This window comes from Myxococcus sp. AM009, assembly GCF_013372605.1.
GTDB classification, from domain to species: domain Bacteria; phylum Myxococcota; class Myxococcia; order Myxococcales; family Myxococcaceae; genus Myxococcus; species Myxococcus vastator.
The window spans coordinates 39,546-54,815 of the sequence record NZ_JABXEP010000039.1; the positions used below are offsets into that span (position 1 = coordinate 39,546).

12 protein-coding genes are annotated in these 15,270 nt (G+C 71.1%); 6 read left to right on the top strand and 6 right to left on the bottom strand.

The features are described 5' to 3' along the window. The first annotated feature begins 6 nt into the window (after positions 1 to 6). Both HV824_RS12555 and HV824_RS12560 read left to right on the top strand, forming a co-directional pair. Positions 7 to 528, top strand: coding sequence for an NUDIX domain-containing protein (locus HV824_RS12555; RefSeq protein ID WP_176417049.1), 522 nt, complete (start codon positions 7 to 9; stop codon positions 526 to 528). Further along, the gene (locus tag HV824_RS12560; protein WP_176417048.1) at positions 504 to 1,388 is read left to right on the top strand and encodes a hypothetical protein; all 885 of its coding nucleotides are present in this window, start codon (positions 504 to 506) and stop codon (positions 1,386 to 1,388) included. The genes HV824_RS12555 and HV824_RS12560 overlap by 25 nt, the downstream gene beginning before the upstream one ends. Here HV824_RS12560 and HV824_RS12565 read toward each other — a convergent pair. Next, positions 1,372 to 2,943 (bottom strand): GMC oxidoreductase, encoded by a 1,572-nt coding sequence (locus HV824_RS12565; RefSeq protein ID WP_176423364.1) that lies wholly within the window; start codon positions 2,941 to 2,943, stop codon positions 1,372 to 1,374. The two genes, HV824_RS12560 and HV824_RS12565, sit on opposite strands and share 17 nt — an antisense overlap. A 31-nt stretch (positions 2,944 to 2,974) precedes the next feature. Continuing rightward, positions 2,975 to 3,529, bottom strand: coding sequence for a hypothetical protein (locus HV824_RS12570; RefSeq protein WP_368738050.1), 555 nt, complete (start codon positions 3,527 to 3,529; stop codon positions 2,975 to 2,977). Between the two features lie 125 nt (positions 3,530 to 3,654). Here HV824_RS12570 and HV824_RS12575 point away from each other — a divergent pair, with 125 nt between their 5' ends. Both HV824_RS12575 and HV824_RS12580 read left to right on the top strand, forming a co-directional pair. Next, positions 3,655 to 3,963, top strand: coding sequence for a c-type cytochrome (locus tag HV824_RS12575; RefSeq protein ID WP_176423365.1), 309 nt, complete (start codon positions 3,655 to 3,657; stop codon positions 3,961 to 3,963). 61 nt (positions 3,964 to 4,024) lie between these two features. Next, a complete protein-coding gene (locus HV824_RS12580; RefSeq protein ID WP_176423366.1) occupies positions 4,025 to 4,786 on the top strand; it encodes a ParA family protein in 762 nt (253 codons plus the stop codon). 58 nt (positions 4,787 to 4,844) lie between these two features. On the opposite strand, the gene rnk is transcribed toward HV824_RS12580, so the two are convergent. From rnk to gltB, 3 genes are all read right to left on the bottom strand, one after another. After that, the gene (gene rnk, locus HV824_RS12585) at positions 4,845 to 5,261 is read right to left on the bottom strand and encodes a nucleoside diphosphate kinase regulator (RefSeq protein WP_163780562.1); all 417 of its coding nucleotides are present in this window, start codon (positions 5,259 to 5,261) and stop codon (positions 4,845 to 4,847) included. A 108-nt stretch (positions 5,262 to 5,369) separates the two neighbouring features. Further along, positions 5,370 to 6,830, bottom strand: a complete 1,461-nt coding sequence (locus HV824_RS12590) for a glutamate synthase subunit beta (RefSeq protein ID WP_176423367.1) — start codon at positions 6,828 to 6,830, stop codon at positions 5,370 to 5,372. Continuing rightward, positions 6,823 to 11,400 carry a glutamate synthase large subunit gene (gene gltB / locus HV824_RS12595; protein ID WP_176423368.1) on the bottom strand — a complete coding sequence of 1,526 codons (4,578 nt, stop codon included), beginning with the start codon at positions 11,398 to 11,400 and terminating at the stop codon, positions 6,823 to 6,825. Before gltB ends, HV824_RS12590 begins: the two co-directional genes overlap by 8 nt. 235 nt (positions 11,401 to 11,635) lie before the next feature. Here gltB and HV824_RS12600 point away from each other — a divergent pair, with 235 nt between their 5' ends. Next, the gene (locus HV824_RS12600; protein ID WP_176423369.1) at positions 11,636 to 12,124 is read left to right on the top strand and encodes an 8-oxo-dGTP diphosphatase; all 489 of its coding nucleotides are present in this window, start codon (positions 11,636 to 11,638) and stop codon (positions 12,122 to 12,124) included. A 168-nt stretch (positions 12,125 to 12,292) separates the two neighbouring features. Then, positions 12,293 to 13,504 carry a PepSY-associated TM helix domain-containing protein gene (locus tag HV824_RS12605; RefSeq protein ID WP_176423370.1) on the top strand — a complete coding sequence of 404 codons (1,212 nt, stop codon included), beginning with the start codon at positions 12,293 to 12,295 and terminating at the stop codon, positions 13,502 to 13,504. Positions 13,505 to 13,588: 84 nt separating this feature from the next. Here HV824_RS12605 and HV824_RS12610 read toward each other — a convergent pair. Further along, positions 13,589 to 15,270 (bottom strand): DEAD/DEAH box helicase (locus HV824_RS12610; RefSeq protein ID WP_176423371.1); only part of this gene is annotated, 1,682 nt, incomplete at its 5' end.

The following is a 15,270-nucleotide window of genomic DNA, read 5'->3' on the forward strand; positions in this document are numbered from 1 at the left end:
CGCGGCATGGAGCTGATTGACGTCATCGACCCCCAGGGGCAGGTGGTGGGGCGCGCGCCCCGCGACCAGATCTACGGCCAGAAGCTGCCCCACCGCATCGTGCATGTGCTGGTGGAGCGCGACGACGGCAAGGTCTTCCTGCAGCGGCGCTCCCGGCACATGACCTTCATGCCCGGCCACCTGTGCACGTCCGCGGGAGGCCACGTGAGCGCGGGCGAGGCGCCCCTGGAGGCCGCCCGGCGGGAGCTCCTGGAGGAGCTGGGCCTGGAGGGCCCGTTGGCGCCCGTGGCCGAGTTCGTCTTCGACGATGGGCACCACCGGCGCATCTTCCTCTACCGCGCCCGCTTGGAGGGCCCGCTGCGCTTCTCCGAGCGGGAGGTGGACGGGGGCCTCTTCCTGGCGCCGGACGAGCTGGGGCGCCTGCTGGATGAGCCCTGTCATCCCCAGCTGTGGCCCTGTCTGGAGCGCCTCTTCCCCGGGCCGAGCGCGGACGCGCGGACGCGATGGAAACCGTCCTCTACTCGCTGACCTCCGTCCTGCTGCGGTCGGGGAACAGCGTCTTCGACCGGCTCAGCTACGGGCTCCGCCGCCAGTCCATCCTCGTCCTCAACTTCGCCAACAACTTCGTCCCGTTCCTCTTGCTGGCGGCGCTGACGCCGCTGCTGCCCATGGAGGACAGGGCGGGGTGGGCGCTCTACGGCAACGCGAGGCTCGCGCTGTTCGCGGTGAGCGTTCAGGGGGTGGCCTTCGCCTTCTCCTTCGGCTTCCGGAACCTCACGGTCGCCCGGGTGAACATCGCCTCGCGCGTCGGGGATGTGCTCATCCCCCTGGCGCTCATGCTGTCCGGCCGCACGGTGCACTGGACCGAGTACCTGTTCGCCCTCGCGGTGTCCGGCTGCTCGCTGCTGGCGGCGGGAGGTGGCTCGGACAGCCGTCGCGCCCTGTGGCTGCCGGCGTTCTTCATCACCGCGGCCGTCGTCGTGCAGAGCCTCTGCGGGGAGCTCTTCTTCCAGGGCCAGCCTTCGGGCGTGGCGTCCAACCTGGAGGTGAGCACCGCCTTGATGTTCTGGCGGAGCGCGGCCTGCCTGGTGTTGCTGCTCCTCTTCGGCGCTCGGGGGACGCTGGGGGCGCGGTTGAGCGAGCTGGTCGTGGACGGCCGCGCGCGCACCAGCCTGCTCGTGCGCGCCCTCTTCACCGTGGGCAATCAGGTCGCCTTCGTCATGGCCCTGGCGGCGGGAAACCGCGTCGTCGCCTGGCCCATCCTCAACTCGGTGACGCTCTTCTCCCTGGTGTTCGCCAACGCCTTCATCCAGGAGGCGCCCGCGCGGCGCGAGGTGTTCGCCGTCGTGGCCATCGTCTCGTTGGCCGTGCTCAAGGCCGCGCTGTAGCGCGTGGCGACGCCAGGTCAGGCAGCACCTGGTCCGCGAAGCGCAGCGCGAGGGCGGTGAGCGTCAGCGTCGGGTTGATGGCGCCGTTGTTCGGGAAGTTGCCGTTGGTGAGGGCGAACAGGTTCTTCGTCCCGAAGACGAGGTGCCTGCCGTCCACGACGCCCGAGTCCGGCCCCTGGCCAAAGCGCGCCGTGCCCACCGAGTGGTCCGCCCGGCGAATCACGCCCGAAACCCAGACCTCCGACTCGCGGCAGCCCGCGGTCTTCATCACCTGCATCAAGGTGTCGGTCATCCACTGCCAGCGCGCGGCGAACCCCGCGTCCACCGCGTAGTGAAGCTCCACCCGGCGCTCGCCCGGCGTGCCCGTGAAGCGCAGGCGGTTCTCCGCCTGGGGGAACTCCTCGATGAAGCCATGGAGGTTGAGCCGGCTCTCCCGGCCGAACGAGGCGATGTACTCGGGCGCCAGCTGCTCCTTGCGGACCCAGGCCTGCAGGTCCGGCTCCTCCGGGTACTCGGAGAAGATCATCTTCCCGGCGGCCTGCTGCTCCGGCGTGTCGAAGTGCCGCGAGAAGAGGGCGGGCATGGGGACCTCGCGCCCGTTGAACGCCCGGGGTGGCTTCGCCAGCTTGCCTTCGAGCTTCAGCATCGGGTGGGTAATCAGGTAGCGCCCGAGCGCGGGCAGGCGCTGCTCGTCGAAGCCCGAGTGCCACAGCAGCTTGGGCGTCTCCAGGGCGCCCGCGGCCACCAGCACGGCGTCCGCGTCCAGCGTGGCCGTCTCGCCCTCGGCGGTGCGGTAGGTGACGCCCTGGGCCACCTCACCCGCCATGCGCACGGCCAGCACCGGGCTGCTCGCCAGCAACCGGAAGCCCGGGTGGGACTCCATGTCCGCCAGCAGCAGGGTGGGGTCGAAGCGCGCGCCCATCGGGCAATACCGGCACGTGCCAAACGACATGCACGGGCCGCCCACGCCCTCGCCGCCGGGGCCTCTGCGCGACATGGGGATGTGGTCGTAGGTGATGCCCAGGGCCTTCAGGGCGTGGCGCACCGGCTCCGACTCGATGGGATACGGCGGGCTGTTCCACTTGAAGGGCCGCGAGCGCCAGGGCGTGGGATGTCCGTCCGCGGGCGCGTGGGGACCGGTGACGTTCAGCAGGGACTCGGCCTGGCCGTAATAGGGCTCGAGCTGGGCGTAGCCGAAGGGCCAATCGTTTCCCTTGCCGGTGCGCGTGCGGAGCTCCAGGTCCTCGGGCTGGAGGCGGGGCGTCCAGCCGCTCCAGTGCAGCGTGGACCCGCCCACCGCCATGAGCCGGCTGCCCTTGATGAGGAAGTGGTCGCGCTCGGGCTGGACACCGGGGCGGGAGTTGGCGTCACCCTGCGCGTCCTCACAGGCGTGGTAGGGCCGCACGCCCGTGGTGACGAAGTCCAGCCAGCGGCGCGAGTCCCGCATGGGCGTGCGAGGACCGGCCTCCAGCATCACCACCTCGTAGCCCCGCTCCAGCGCGGCGCGGGCGGTGATGACCGCGGCGACCCCACTTCCGACGATACACAGCCTCATGGTTGTCAATTCCTGTCAGCGGCAGCGCTGACTACAGGTCGTCCGAGGCGTGAAAGGAGCCAGACTCGCGCGGTTCGTGCCAGAGCCCGCCCATGTGGCCATTCATGTTGCCGAAGCCAAACGTCCGGAAGCCCCCGCCGACCAGGGACATGATGGCCAGCTCACCCACGACCTTCACGCGGTGGAGCTCCGGCAGCTCCGAGAGCCACTCCACCGAGAGCTGCTCGGGCCGCTTCACCTCCGCCGCGAAGCGGGTGTAGGTGGCCAGGTACGAGGGACGCTCCTCGCACTTGAGGCGCAGATGGCCTTCCAGCAGCGCCTCATCGAGCTGACCGTCCATTCCCACGAAGTGTGAGAGCCGGCGGGCCGTGTCGAGCAGGACCTCCCGCACGTCGTCGGGGAGGGGCCCCGCGCTGTCGGGCGCGATGAGCTGGAGGGGCGCCGCGCCCACCGTGGGAGGCGCGAGCCGCGGGCGAAGCGCGCCGCAACTGGAGGCCACCACGCCGATTCCCAACCACTGCAGGAGCTGTCTGCGATTCAGCAGCGCTTCCGTCAGCACAGTCTCAGTAGAGGGAGGTGGTTTCACGGCGTTATTCATGACGCGCTCAGCCCCCCATGCTGCCCCAGTCTTCCCAGGGGAAGCAAGGGTTGCGGACATTGCCTCGTTTACTGTCGGTCGGCCTTGATATGCTGTGCGGACTGGAGACTTCAATGAAGCGTTTTCTGTGGCTGACTGTTTTCACGGTGGCGTCGGTGTCCAACGTGGCGTTCGCGAGCGAGGAGCTCGCGAAGGCCAAGAACTGCTCGACGTGCCATTCCGCGACGGCGCGGCTGGTCGGTCCCTCGTTCAAGGAGATTGCCGCCCGCTATGCGAAGCAGGAGGGCGTGGAGGACAAGCTGACGCAGCGCGTGCGCAAGGGCAGCAGCGGCGTCTGGGGCGCCATTCCGATGCCGGCGAACGCCCAGGTGTCGGAGGCCGAGGCGCGCGCGCTGGTGAAGTGGATCATGACGCAGAAGTAGGGCGTGAACCGCCGCTGCCCGTGGCTTCTCTCTCCGTGGGACGTCCGGTATAGACCGGGGCATGGCGTTCATCGCGTTCTCCACCATCAAGGGCGGCGTCGGCAAGACGACGCTCTGCGCGCATGTGGCGGCGGCTCTCGCGGATGCCGGGCGCCAGGTGCTGCTGCTGGACCTGGACCCGCAGGCCCATGCGTCGCTGGTCCTGGGGCTGGAGGGCCGGGAGGGCCCGTGCGTGGGGGACGCGCTCGGGCCCCGTCCCAAGCACACGCTGGCGCAGGTGGTGGTGGCTTCACCGAAGCGGCCCGGCCTCTTCATCGCCCCCGCCGCGCCGCGCATGGCCGCCCAGGAGCGCGAGCTGTTCCAGTGGGGCCACCGCCTCCAGGCCATTCCGCGCGCGCTCAAGACGCTGGGGTGGACGCCGGACGTCATCCTCGCGGACACCCCGCCCAGCATCGGCGCCTACACCGAGGCCGTGCTCGCCTCCGCGGACCTGGTCGTGGCCCCCGTGCCCACCGGCGCCTTCGCGCTCCAGGGCCTGGGGGAAATCGAGACCGCGTGGCGGGACGTCCGCGAGCAGGGCGGCGAGCTGGTCGCGGTGGTGAACCTGTGGGACCGCCGCACCACCGCCACCAACGAGGCCATGGAGGGCGCGCTGAGCGAGTCCACGGTGCCCGTGCTCCGGGCGCGCATTCCGCGCTCGGAGTCCATCAACCAGGCGGGGCTGGGCTACGAGGTGGTGTTCGACACGAGCCCCCAGGCGGCCGGCGTGGAGGAGCTGCGGGCCCTGGCGCAGGAGCTGGCGAAGCGCGTGGGTCTGCGCTGAAACGGCGAACGGCACCGTCCGCCACGAGGGCGCACGGTGCCGTCCAGGCGAAGCCGAATCAGAGGTGGTAGTGGCCCGAGGCCTCGGGCTGGTACGGCACCGCGACGATGCGCAGCCGCTTGGAGCGTCCGCCCGGCAGCGGCCAGGTGATGGACTGCCCCACGGACAGGCCGATGAGCGCGCTGCCGATGGGGGCCAGCACGGAGATGCGGCCGTCGTCGCTGCTGGCGTCGCGCGGGTAGACGAGGGTGACCTCCCGGCGCTCTCCTGACTGTTCGTCCTCGAAGACGACCTTGCTGTTCATCGTCACGACTTCAGGTGGGATCGCTTCCGAAGGCACGACGCGAGCCCGGGTCAGCTCCGCGTCGAGCATTTCCGCGAACTCAGCCGTCCGGCCGCCTCCGTTGTGGTCCACCACCTGGCGCAGGCGCTCCAGGTCGGTTTCGGTCACGATGAGGGACTGCTCGCTGGCCATGTCACGGGCCTCCTGTGGGAGGAAGTTATGGGTTAAGCCCATTCTAACTGCCCAGCCCACGGTTTATTCCCGAGTCGTTCCCAAAACGACCCGGGCGTCCAACTTCGCTCAGAAGGCGCAGTCGGCGCCCCGGGTGGGCAGCACGGAGCGCCCCCCGGAAAGATAGGCATCGCAGGCCTTGGCGGCTTCGCGGCCGTCCGACAGGGCCCAGACGATGAGGCTGGCGCCCCGGCTCGCGTCCCCGGCGCAGAACACCCCGTCCGCGGACGTGGCGAAGCGCGCGTCCACCTGCACCGTGCCGCGGGGCGACAGCTTCACCCCCAGCGCCTCGGAGAGGTTGCCCGCCTCGGGCCCGGTGAAGCCCATGGCCAGCACCAGCAGGTCCGCTTCGAAGGTCACCTCGGTGCCGGGACGCTCGATGAGGCGGGGCAGGGCGCCGGGCTCGGGCTGGAACTCGACTTCCACGGCGTGCAGCGCCTGGAGCCGTCCGTCGCTGCCCGTCAGCCGCTTCGTCATCAGCGCGAAGCGGCGCTCGCCGCCTTCCTCCTGGCTGGTGGAGGTGCGGAAGATGACCGGCCACCTCGGCCAGGGGTTGCCCTCCGCGCGCACCGCGGGCGGCGCGGGGAGCAGCTCCACCTGCCGCACGCTCGCCGCGCCCTGGCGCAGCGCGGTGCCCAGGCAGTCCGAGCCGGTGTCGCCGCCGCCCAGCACCACGACGTGCCGGCCCGCCGCGTCCAGGCGCGAATCCTTCTGGCCATGCCCCGAGACGAGCCGGTTCTGGTGCTCCAGGTACTCCATGGCCTGGACGACGCCGGACAGCTCGCGTCCGGGGACCTCCAGCTCGCGCGGACGGCGCGCGCCCAGGGCCAGCACCAGCGCGTCATGCTTCGCGCGCAGCTCGCGGTAGCTCAGGGCCCCGCCCACGTCCACGCCGGTGACGAAGGTGATGCCCTCCGCCTCCATCAACGCCAGGCGCCGGTCCACCACGGACTTCTCCAGCTTGAAGTCGGGGATGCCGTAGCGCAGCAGGCCGCCCGCATGGGCGTCCCGCTCATACACGGTGACGGTGTGCCCGGCCGCGTTGAGCTGCGCCGCCGCCGCCAGCCCCGCGGGCCCGGAGCCCACCACGCCCACCGTCTTCCCGGTGCGGCGCGCCGGCGGCCGGGGCGTCACCCAGCCCTCCTTGAAGGCCCGCTCGACAATCTCCTTCTCCATCTGCTCGATGGTGACCGGGTCCCGGTCGATGGCGAGCACGCACGCGGCCTCGCACGGCGCCGGGCACAGCCGGCCCGTCATCTCCGGGAAGCCATTGGTGCGGCTGAGCAAGTCATACGCCTCGCGCCAGCGCCCACGGAACACGGCCTCGTTGAAGTCGGGGATGAGGTTCCCCAGGGGACAGCCCTGGTGACAGAAGGGGACGCCACAGTCCATGCAGCGGCCCGCCTGCCGTTTCGCCTCGTCGGGGGCCAGCGGCAGCGCGAACTCGCGCCAGTCGCCCAGCCGGTCCGCCGTGTCCCGCTTGTCCGCGTGGACGCGCTCCCACTCGATGAATCCCGTCGGCTTACCCATGGCTCAGGCCCTCCCCGCCCCGGACCGGGGCAGCGGCAGCGGATGTGGACTCCGGCGGTCTGCGCGCCGCGCGCCGTGCCTGGAGGACCCGCTTGTAGTCCGTGGGCATCACCTTCACGAAGCGCGGCACCATCAGCTCCCAGTTGTCCAACACCCGCCGCGCCAGCGCGCTGCCGGTGTGATGCAGGTGCCGCTCCACCATGCCGTGCACCAGCCAGATTTCGGACTCGTCCACCAGGGACTCCAGCTCCACCATCTCCAGGTTGCAGCGCTGCCGGAAGGACTGGTCTCGGTCGAGCACATAGGCGATGCCGCCGCTCATGCCGGCCGCGAAGTTGCGCCCGGTGGGGCCCAGCACCACCACCGCGCCGCCCGTCATGTATTCGCAGCCGTGGTCGCCCACGCCCTCCACGACGGCCTGCGCGCCGCTGTTGCGCACCGCGAAGCGCTCCCCCGCGAGCCCCCGCAGGTACACCTCGCCGGCCGTGGCGCCGTAGAGCGCGGTGTTGCCCACCAGCACGTTCTCCTCGGCGGTGAAGCGGCTGGCCTGCGGCGGGTAGGCGATGATGCGCCCGCCGGACAGGCCCTTGCCCACGTAGTCGTTGGCGTCGCCCTCCAGCTCCAGCGTCACGCCCTTCACCACGAAGGCTCCGAAGCTCTGGCCTGCGGAGCCCTTCATCCGGACATGGAGCCGGCCATCCGGCAGCCCCTGGCCCCCGTGACGCCGGGCAATCTCCCCCGACAGCAGGGCGCCCACCGCGCGGTGGGAGTTGGCCACCGGCACGGTGAGCAGCATGGGCGGCCCGCCGTCCAGCACCCCGCGGGCGTCGCGCAGCAGCGCGTGGTCCAGGTGGTCGGACACGTCCTTGATGCGCGGCGTGGTGCAGTGGCGCGGCTCGCTGTCCGGCGCGGCCGGCGCGGCCAGCAGCCCGGACAGGTCCACGCGCCGGGCCTTCCAGTGGTCCACCGCCGGGCGCTGCCGCAGCAGGTCCACGCGGCCCACCAATTCCTCCAGGGTGCGGGCGCCCAGCGCGGCCATCCGCTGGCGCAGGTCCTCCGCGATGAGGAGGAAGAAGTTCACCACGTCCTCGGGCTTGCCCTGGAAGCGCTCGCGCAGCCCCGCGTCCTGCGTGGCGATGCCCGCCGAGCACGTGTTGAGGTGGCACTTGCGCAGCATGATGCAGCCCACGGCCACCAGACTGGCGGTGGCCATGCCGAACTCCTCGGCGCCCAGCAGCGCGGCCACCAGCACGTCGCGCGCGGTGCGCATGCCGCCGTCCGCCTGCACGCGGATGCGCGAGCGCAGCCCGTTGTGCACCAGCACCTGCTGCGTCTCCGCCAGCCCCAGCTCCCAGGGCAGGCCCGCGTGCTGGATGCTGGACAGCGGCGAGGCGCCCGTGCCGCCCTCGTAGCCGGAGACGACCACGCAGCTGGCGCCGGCCTTGGCCACGCCCGCGGCGATGGTGCCCACGCCCACCTCGCTCACCAGCTTCACGCTGACCCGCGCGGCCGGGTTCACCGACTGGAGGTCGTAGATGAGCTGCGCCAGGTCCTCGATGGAGTAGATGTCGTGGTGCGGCGGCGGCGAGATGAGCGTCACGCCCGGCGTGGACCAGCGCACGCGGGCGATCCGCGCATCCACCTTGTGGCCGGGCAGCTGGCCGCCCTCGCCGGGCTTGGCGCCCTGGGCCACCTTGATCTGGAGCTCGTCCGCGTTGACCAGGTACTCCGTGGTGACGCCGAAGCGCGCGCTGGCCACCTGCTTGATGGCGCTGCGGCGCGAATCGCCATTCTCATCCCGCGTGTAGCGCCGCGACTCCTCGCCGCCCTCGCCGCTGTTGGAGCGCCCGCCCAGCCGGTTCATGGCGATGGCCAGCGTCTCGTGCGCCTCCGCGCTGATGGAGCCGAAGGACATGGCGCCGGTGACGAAGCGCCGGGCAATGGAGAGCGCCGGCTCCACCTCCTCCAGCGGCACCGGCGCGCGGCCCTCGTGGACGACTTCGAGCAGGCCGCGCAGGTTGCAGTGCTCGCGCGTCTCGTCGTCCGCCAGCCGCGAGTACTCCGCGAAGGTGGCGGCGTCATTCTCGCGCACCGCCGCCTGGAGCCTGGCGATGGTGGCCGGGTTCCACTTGTGCCGCTCGCCCAGCCGGCGCCAGCGGTACTGCCCGCCCACGGGCAGCATGCCGGCCTCCACGTCCGCCTCCGCGCCGAAGCCACGGGTGTGGCGCTCCTGCACCTCGCGCCCCAGCTCCGGCAGGCCCACGCCCTCCACGCGCGACGCCGTGCCGGTGAAGTGCCGCTCCACCAGCGAGCGCTGGAGCCCCACGGCCTCGAAGAGCTGTGCGCCGCGGTAGGACTGGAGCGTGGAGATTCCCATCTTCGACATCACCTTGAGCAGGCCTTCCTCCACGGCGTGGATGAAGCGGTCCTGCGCCTTCTCCGCGTCCACGGCCAGCTCGCCGCCGTCCGCCAGGGCCCGGAGCGTGTCCAGCGCCAGGTACGGGTTCACCGCCGCGGCGCCGTAGGCGAACAGGCAGGCGAAGTGGTGCACCTCGCGCGCCTCCGCCGTCTCCAGCAGCAGGCCCGCGTACATTCGGATGCCGTCACGCACCAGCCGCTGGTGCACCGCGGACATGGCCAGTAGCGCGGGGATGGCCGCGTTCGCCGCGTCCACGCCCCGGTCGCTCAACAGCAGGATGCTGGCGCCCGCGTCCACGGCCTCCACGGCCTCGTTGCACAGCTTCTCCACCGCCGCCTCGAGCGCGCCCTCGCCGCCGTCCAGGGCGTAGAGCAGCGACAGGCGGCGCGTCTCGAACAGGCCCTCGTCGTTGATGGCCGCCAGCCGCGCGAGCTGTCCGTTGGTGAGGATGGGGCCGGGGAGGGACAGCCGGTGGCACTGCTCCGGCGTCTCCTCGAAGGTGTTGCTCTCCGGGCCCAGCGCGGTGGCCAGCGTCATCACCAGCGACTCGCGCAGCGGGTCGATGGGCGGGTTGGTGACCTGCGCGAAGAGCTGGTGGAAGTAGGAGAAGAGGCTGGGGGCCTGGTCGCTGAGCACCGCCAGCGGCGTGTCCGTGCCCATGGAGCCCACCGGCTCCTTGCCCGTCTCCGCCATGGGCGTGAGCACCGAGCGCACGTCCTCGGCGGTGTAGCCGAAGGCGCGCTGGGCCCGCCACAGCTCCTCGCCGCGCAGCCGCACCGGGGCGGCGACGGCGGGGAGGTTGTCGAAGGTGTAGACGTTGCGCTGGAGCCAGCGGCGGTAGGGCCAGCGCGTGGTGATGTCGCGCTTGACCTCCTCGTCCTCCAGGATGCGGCCCTCGGTGGTGTCCACCAGCAGCATGCGGCCCGGCGTCAGGCGGCCCTTGCGGCGCACCTGCGAGGGCGGCACGTCGATGACGCCCATCTCCGAGGCGAGGATGATGCGGTCGTCCTCCGTGACGAGGTAGCGCGCGGGGCGCAGGCCGTTGCGATCCAACGTGGCGCCGATGAGCTGTCCGTCCGTGAAGGCGATGGCCGCGGGGCCGTCCCACGGCTCCAGCAGCGCGGAGGAGTACTCGTAGAAGGCGCGCCGCTCGTCGGACATCTGCGTGTCGCCCTCCCACGCCTCCGGAATCATCATCATCAGCGCGTGGGGCAGGGGGCGGCCGCCCAGGTAGAGCAGCTCCACCATGTTGTCGAACTGCGCCGAGTCGCTCTTGCCCGGGACGATGATGGGCTGGAGCGCCTCCAGGCTGCCGCCCAGGCGCGCCGTCTGGAGCAGGCCGCGCCGCGCGGTCATCCAGTTCCGGTTGCCGCGCAGGGTGTTGATTTCACCGTTGTGCGCGATGAAGCGGAACGGCTGCGCCAGCTCCCACGTGGGGAAGGTGTTGGTGGAGAAGCGCGAGTGGACCAGGCCCAGCGCGCTCACGAAGTCCGGCTGCTGCAGGTCGCAGTAGAAGCGCGGCAGGTCCGCCGGCAACAGCAGGCCCTTGTAGACGAGCGTCTCCGACGACAGCGACGCCACGTGGAAGCGGCCCGTGGGGTCCACGCCGCGCGCTTGGATGAGCTTCTCCGTCAGCTTGCGGATGCGGTACAGCTTCCGCTCGAAGGCGCTGGGCACCATGCGCCGGCGCGCCACGAAGAGCTGGCGGATGACGGGGGCGGCCTCTCGGGCCACGGGGCCCAGGTGCTCCGGGTCCACGGGCACGTCGCGCCAGCCGAGCACGCGCTGCCCCTCTTGTACGACGACCTCCTCGAAGGCGGCCTCACAGGCGGCCCGGGCCTCGGGCTCGGGCGGGAGGAACACCTGCCCCACGCCATAGTGCCGGCGCGGAGGGAGGGCGAAGGGCAGCTTCGGGGACTCGCGCTCGAAGAAGCGGTGGGGGAGCTGCACCAGGATGCCGGCGCCGTCGCCGGTCCGTGGGTCCCTGCCCGCGGCCGCCCGGTGGCTGAGCCGGTTGAGGAGCTCCAGGGCGTCCTCGACGATGCCGCGCGAGCGCTCACCCCTCAGGTGGGCGACGAACCCCACGCCGCAAGCGTCATGCTCGGTATCCGGCTCATACAGGCCGTACCGACCGGGGCGGAATGCCGACATCTAGAGTCCCCTTTCCCGACGACGCGGGATGTCATCAATAATAAAGCTGTGTCGCAACACGCTAACGCGCTGCGTTGGCTGGCGTAAAGGGAAGTCCCTACCCAGGGTGCAAGGAGGGCGGGGTGAGGAGGGACCTGGCTGGCCCGGCATGAACTACAGTGCCGCGCGCTGTCACATTCCGGCGGTGGCCAAGGGGCGTTGACGCCTGGATGCCGCGCCGCGCGAGGTCGCTCCCATGCCGTACACGCCCATCATCGGCACGCTCGGCTACGTGATGTCGCCGGACGGGCAGCGCGTGCTGCTCGTCCACCGCAACGCCCGCCCGGAGGACGCCCACTACGGGAAGTACAACGGCCTGGGCGGGAAGCTGGAGCGCGACGAGGACGTGGCCGCCTGCATGCGCCGGGAGCTCCGCGAGGAGGCCGGCATCGAGTGCACGCGGATGGTGCTGCGCGGCACCATCTCCTGGCCGGGCTTCGGCAAGCACGGAGAGGACTGGCTGGGCTTCGTGTTTCGCATCGACGGCTTCGAAGGCACCCCGCTGGAGCGCAACCCGGAGGGCTCCCTCTCCTGGGTGCCGGTGGCGGACCTGCAGGGCCTCAACCTGTGGGACGGCGACCGGCACTTCCTGCCGCTGGTGTTCGACGCCGACCCCCGGCCGTTCCACGGCGTCATGCCGTACTCCGGTGGCCGCGCGCTGAGCTGGTCCTTCAGTCGCTTGTAGGCGCGCAACCCGTCCGTGGAGCGCCGGGCGGGCGTTCCAGCGTGCGTGGGACGCTTTACTCAGCGAGCGTTGACGGATGAGGGCCGTGGGAGGTATCCACGTTTGCAGTGCAAATGAGAACGATTCTCAATTTCGACATTTCGGTGAACTTCTCCCTGTCGTGAGCCAGTGCGCACCTTCCGAAACATCCTCTTCTGGGTTCATCTCATCGTCGGTGTCGCCGCCGGGCTGGTGATTGCGATCATGTCCTTCACGGGCGTGGTCATCGCTTTCGAGAAGCAGCTCATCGAATGGGCGGAGCGGGAGGTCCGGACGGTGCGGCTCCCGGCTCCGGGCGCGCCTCGGCTCCCCGTGGAGGAGCTGGTCGAGCGCGTCCGCGCGTCAGGCTCGGAGGGGCAGCCCTCCGGGGTGACGGTGTATCCGGAGCCGACGTCCGCGGTGCTCGTGAGCATCGGCCGGGGCGCGGTGAGCTACGTCAACCCCTACACCGGCGAGGTGCTGGGGAATGGCGCGACGGGCCTGCGCGGCTTCTTCCAGTGGAACGTGCAGCTTCACCGGTGGCTGGCCGCTGGCGGTGACAACCGCGCGGTGGGCAAGGCCGTCACCGGCGCGAGCAACGCGGTGTTCCTCTTCCTGGCCATCTCCGGCCTGTACCTGTGGTGGCCGCGCAAGTGGACGCTGCGCGCGATGCGGCCGTCGCTGTGGTTCCGGCGCGGGCTGAAGGGCAAGGCGCGCGACTGGAACTGGCACAACGTCATCGGCTTCTGGTCGCTGCCGGTGCTCATCGTGCTCACGGCGTCGGGCATGGTCATCTCGTACAAGTGGGCGTCCAGCCTGGTGTTCACCATGACGGGCAACACGCCGCCCGCGGCGAAGGGGCCGCCGGGCTCGGCGACGGTGAAGGTCCCCGCGCCCGCGGAGGAGACGCCGCGCAAGCCGCTGGACGTCCTCATCGCCGAGGCGCAGAGGACGTCACCCACCTGGTCGTCCGCCACGCTGCGCCTGGGCGGCGGAACGCGGGGCGGAAAGGGTGGCTCGGATGGCGTGGACGCGGTGACGGTCACCCTCCGCGAGGCGGAGGCGTGGCCGCTGTTCTCCTCCACGCAGGTGTCACTCAACCCCTTCTCGGGCGAGGTGGCGAAGCAGGAGACCTACGCGGACTACAACAGCGGCCGGAAGCTGCGCACCTGGCTGCGCTTCCTGCACACCGGAGAAGCGCTGGGGCTCTGGGGCCAACTGGTGGCCGCCATCGCGTCGCTGGGCGGCGTGTTCCTCGTCTACACGGGCTTCGCGCTGTCGTGGCGCCGGTTCTTCTCCCGGCGCCGGACGAACACCGAGCCTCGGGAAGAAGCCGCCGCGCAGTCCGAGCCGGCGGCCTGACGGATTTCAGCCCTCCTCGTGAGCGTGACGGGTTCCCTCGTCATCCTCCTGCTCACGAGGCGGGCTTCCCTCCGAGTCGGAAGGTCAGTTCCGGTCCTTGCGGACGAGCACCTTCTTGCCGCGCAGGGTGGCGTTCTTCAGCGCGGCGATGATGCGGTTGGCCTCGGACTCCGGCACCTCTACCAGCGAGAAGCTGTCGCCAATCTGGATGGCGCCAATCTTGGAGGACTCTACGCCCGCCTCACCGGCGATGGCGCCCACCAGGTCGGCGGGGCGAATACCGGCGTGACGGCCGGCGCCAATCCACAGGCGGGTGACGTCCCACGTCGGCGGGACACCGCGAGCCCTCGGGCTCCGCTCCGGACGGCCTGCGCGTCCCGGGGGCGCTCCGAACTTACCCGTGCGCTCCTGCGGCGGCGCGACGACGGGAATCTCCGTCTCCTCCGAGTCGCGGCCCTCGTCCTGGGCCTCATGGAGGAGCTTCACGGCGGCGGCGGCGATGTCCATGGCGTCGAACTCGCTGGCCAGGCTCTCCACCACGTTGCGGAGGGAGTCGTACTCACCGGCCACCAGCGTCTCGCGCAGGGACGCGCGCAGCAGCTCCTGCCGCTTCTCGCGCATGTCCGCGACGGTGGGCACGGTGGCCACTTCAATGCGCTGGCCGGTGACGCGCTCGATGTTGCGCAGCAGCCGGTGCTCGCGGGGCTCCACCAGGGTGATGGCCACGCCCTCGCGGCCGGCGCGGCCCGTGCGGCCGATGCGGTGCACGTAGGCCTCGGGCGCGTTGGGCACGTCGAAGTTCACGACGTGCGACAGGCGGGGGATGTCCAGGCCGCGCGCCGCGACGTCGGTGGCCACGAGCAGGTCGGTGCCCTGGGACTTGAGCTGCTTGATGACGCGGTCCCGCTGCTCCTGCGTCATGCCGCCGTGCAGGGCGTGGGCGCGCCAGCCGCGGCCGTTCAGGGACACGGTGAGGTCATCCACTTCCGTGCGCGTGCGACAGAAGATGATGGCGGCGGTGGGGGACTCCACGTCGAGCAGGCGGCCCAGGGTGGCGATCTTGAAGGCGCGCGGGACGACGTAGGCCGTCTGGCGGACGCGGGGGATCTCCCCCTGCTCCACCTTCTCGCGGGCAATCTTCACGCGCACGGGCTCGTGCAGGTGACGCTCGGCGATGCTGGCGATGCGCGGCGGGAGGGTGGCGGAGAAGAGGGCCGTCTGCCGGTTCTCGGGCGTGCCGGAGAGGATGGCCTCCAGGTCCTCGGCGAAGCCCATGTCGAGCATCTCGTCGGCCTCGTCGAGCACGACGACGCGCACGTCATCGAGCTGGAGCGTGCCGCGGCGCAGGTGGTCCAGCGCGCGGCCCGGGGTGGCAACGACGACGTCCACGCCGCGCTTGAGGACGCGGAGCTGCTGCCCGATGACCTGCCCGCCGTACAGGGGCAGCACGGAGATGCCGAGCTTCTGTCCGTAGCGGTGGATGGCCTCGGAGACCTGCATGGCCAGCTCGCGCGTGGGGACCAGCACCAGCGCGGACGTGGTGTTGGGCCGGCAGGCGCCGGGCTCCACCTGGTTGAGCAGGGGTAGGGCGAAGGCGGCCGTCTTGCCGGTGCCGGTGGCGGCGATGCCGAGCAGGTCCTTCCCTGCGAGCAACGGCGGGAGGGCGGCGGCCTGGATGGGGGTGGGCTCCTCGTAGCCGAGCGCGCTGAGCGCCTCGACGAGCGCGGGCTTCAAGCCCAGGGAATCAAAGGTGGCCTCGGTAGGGG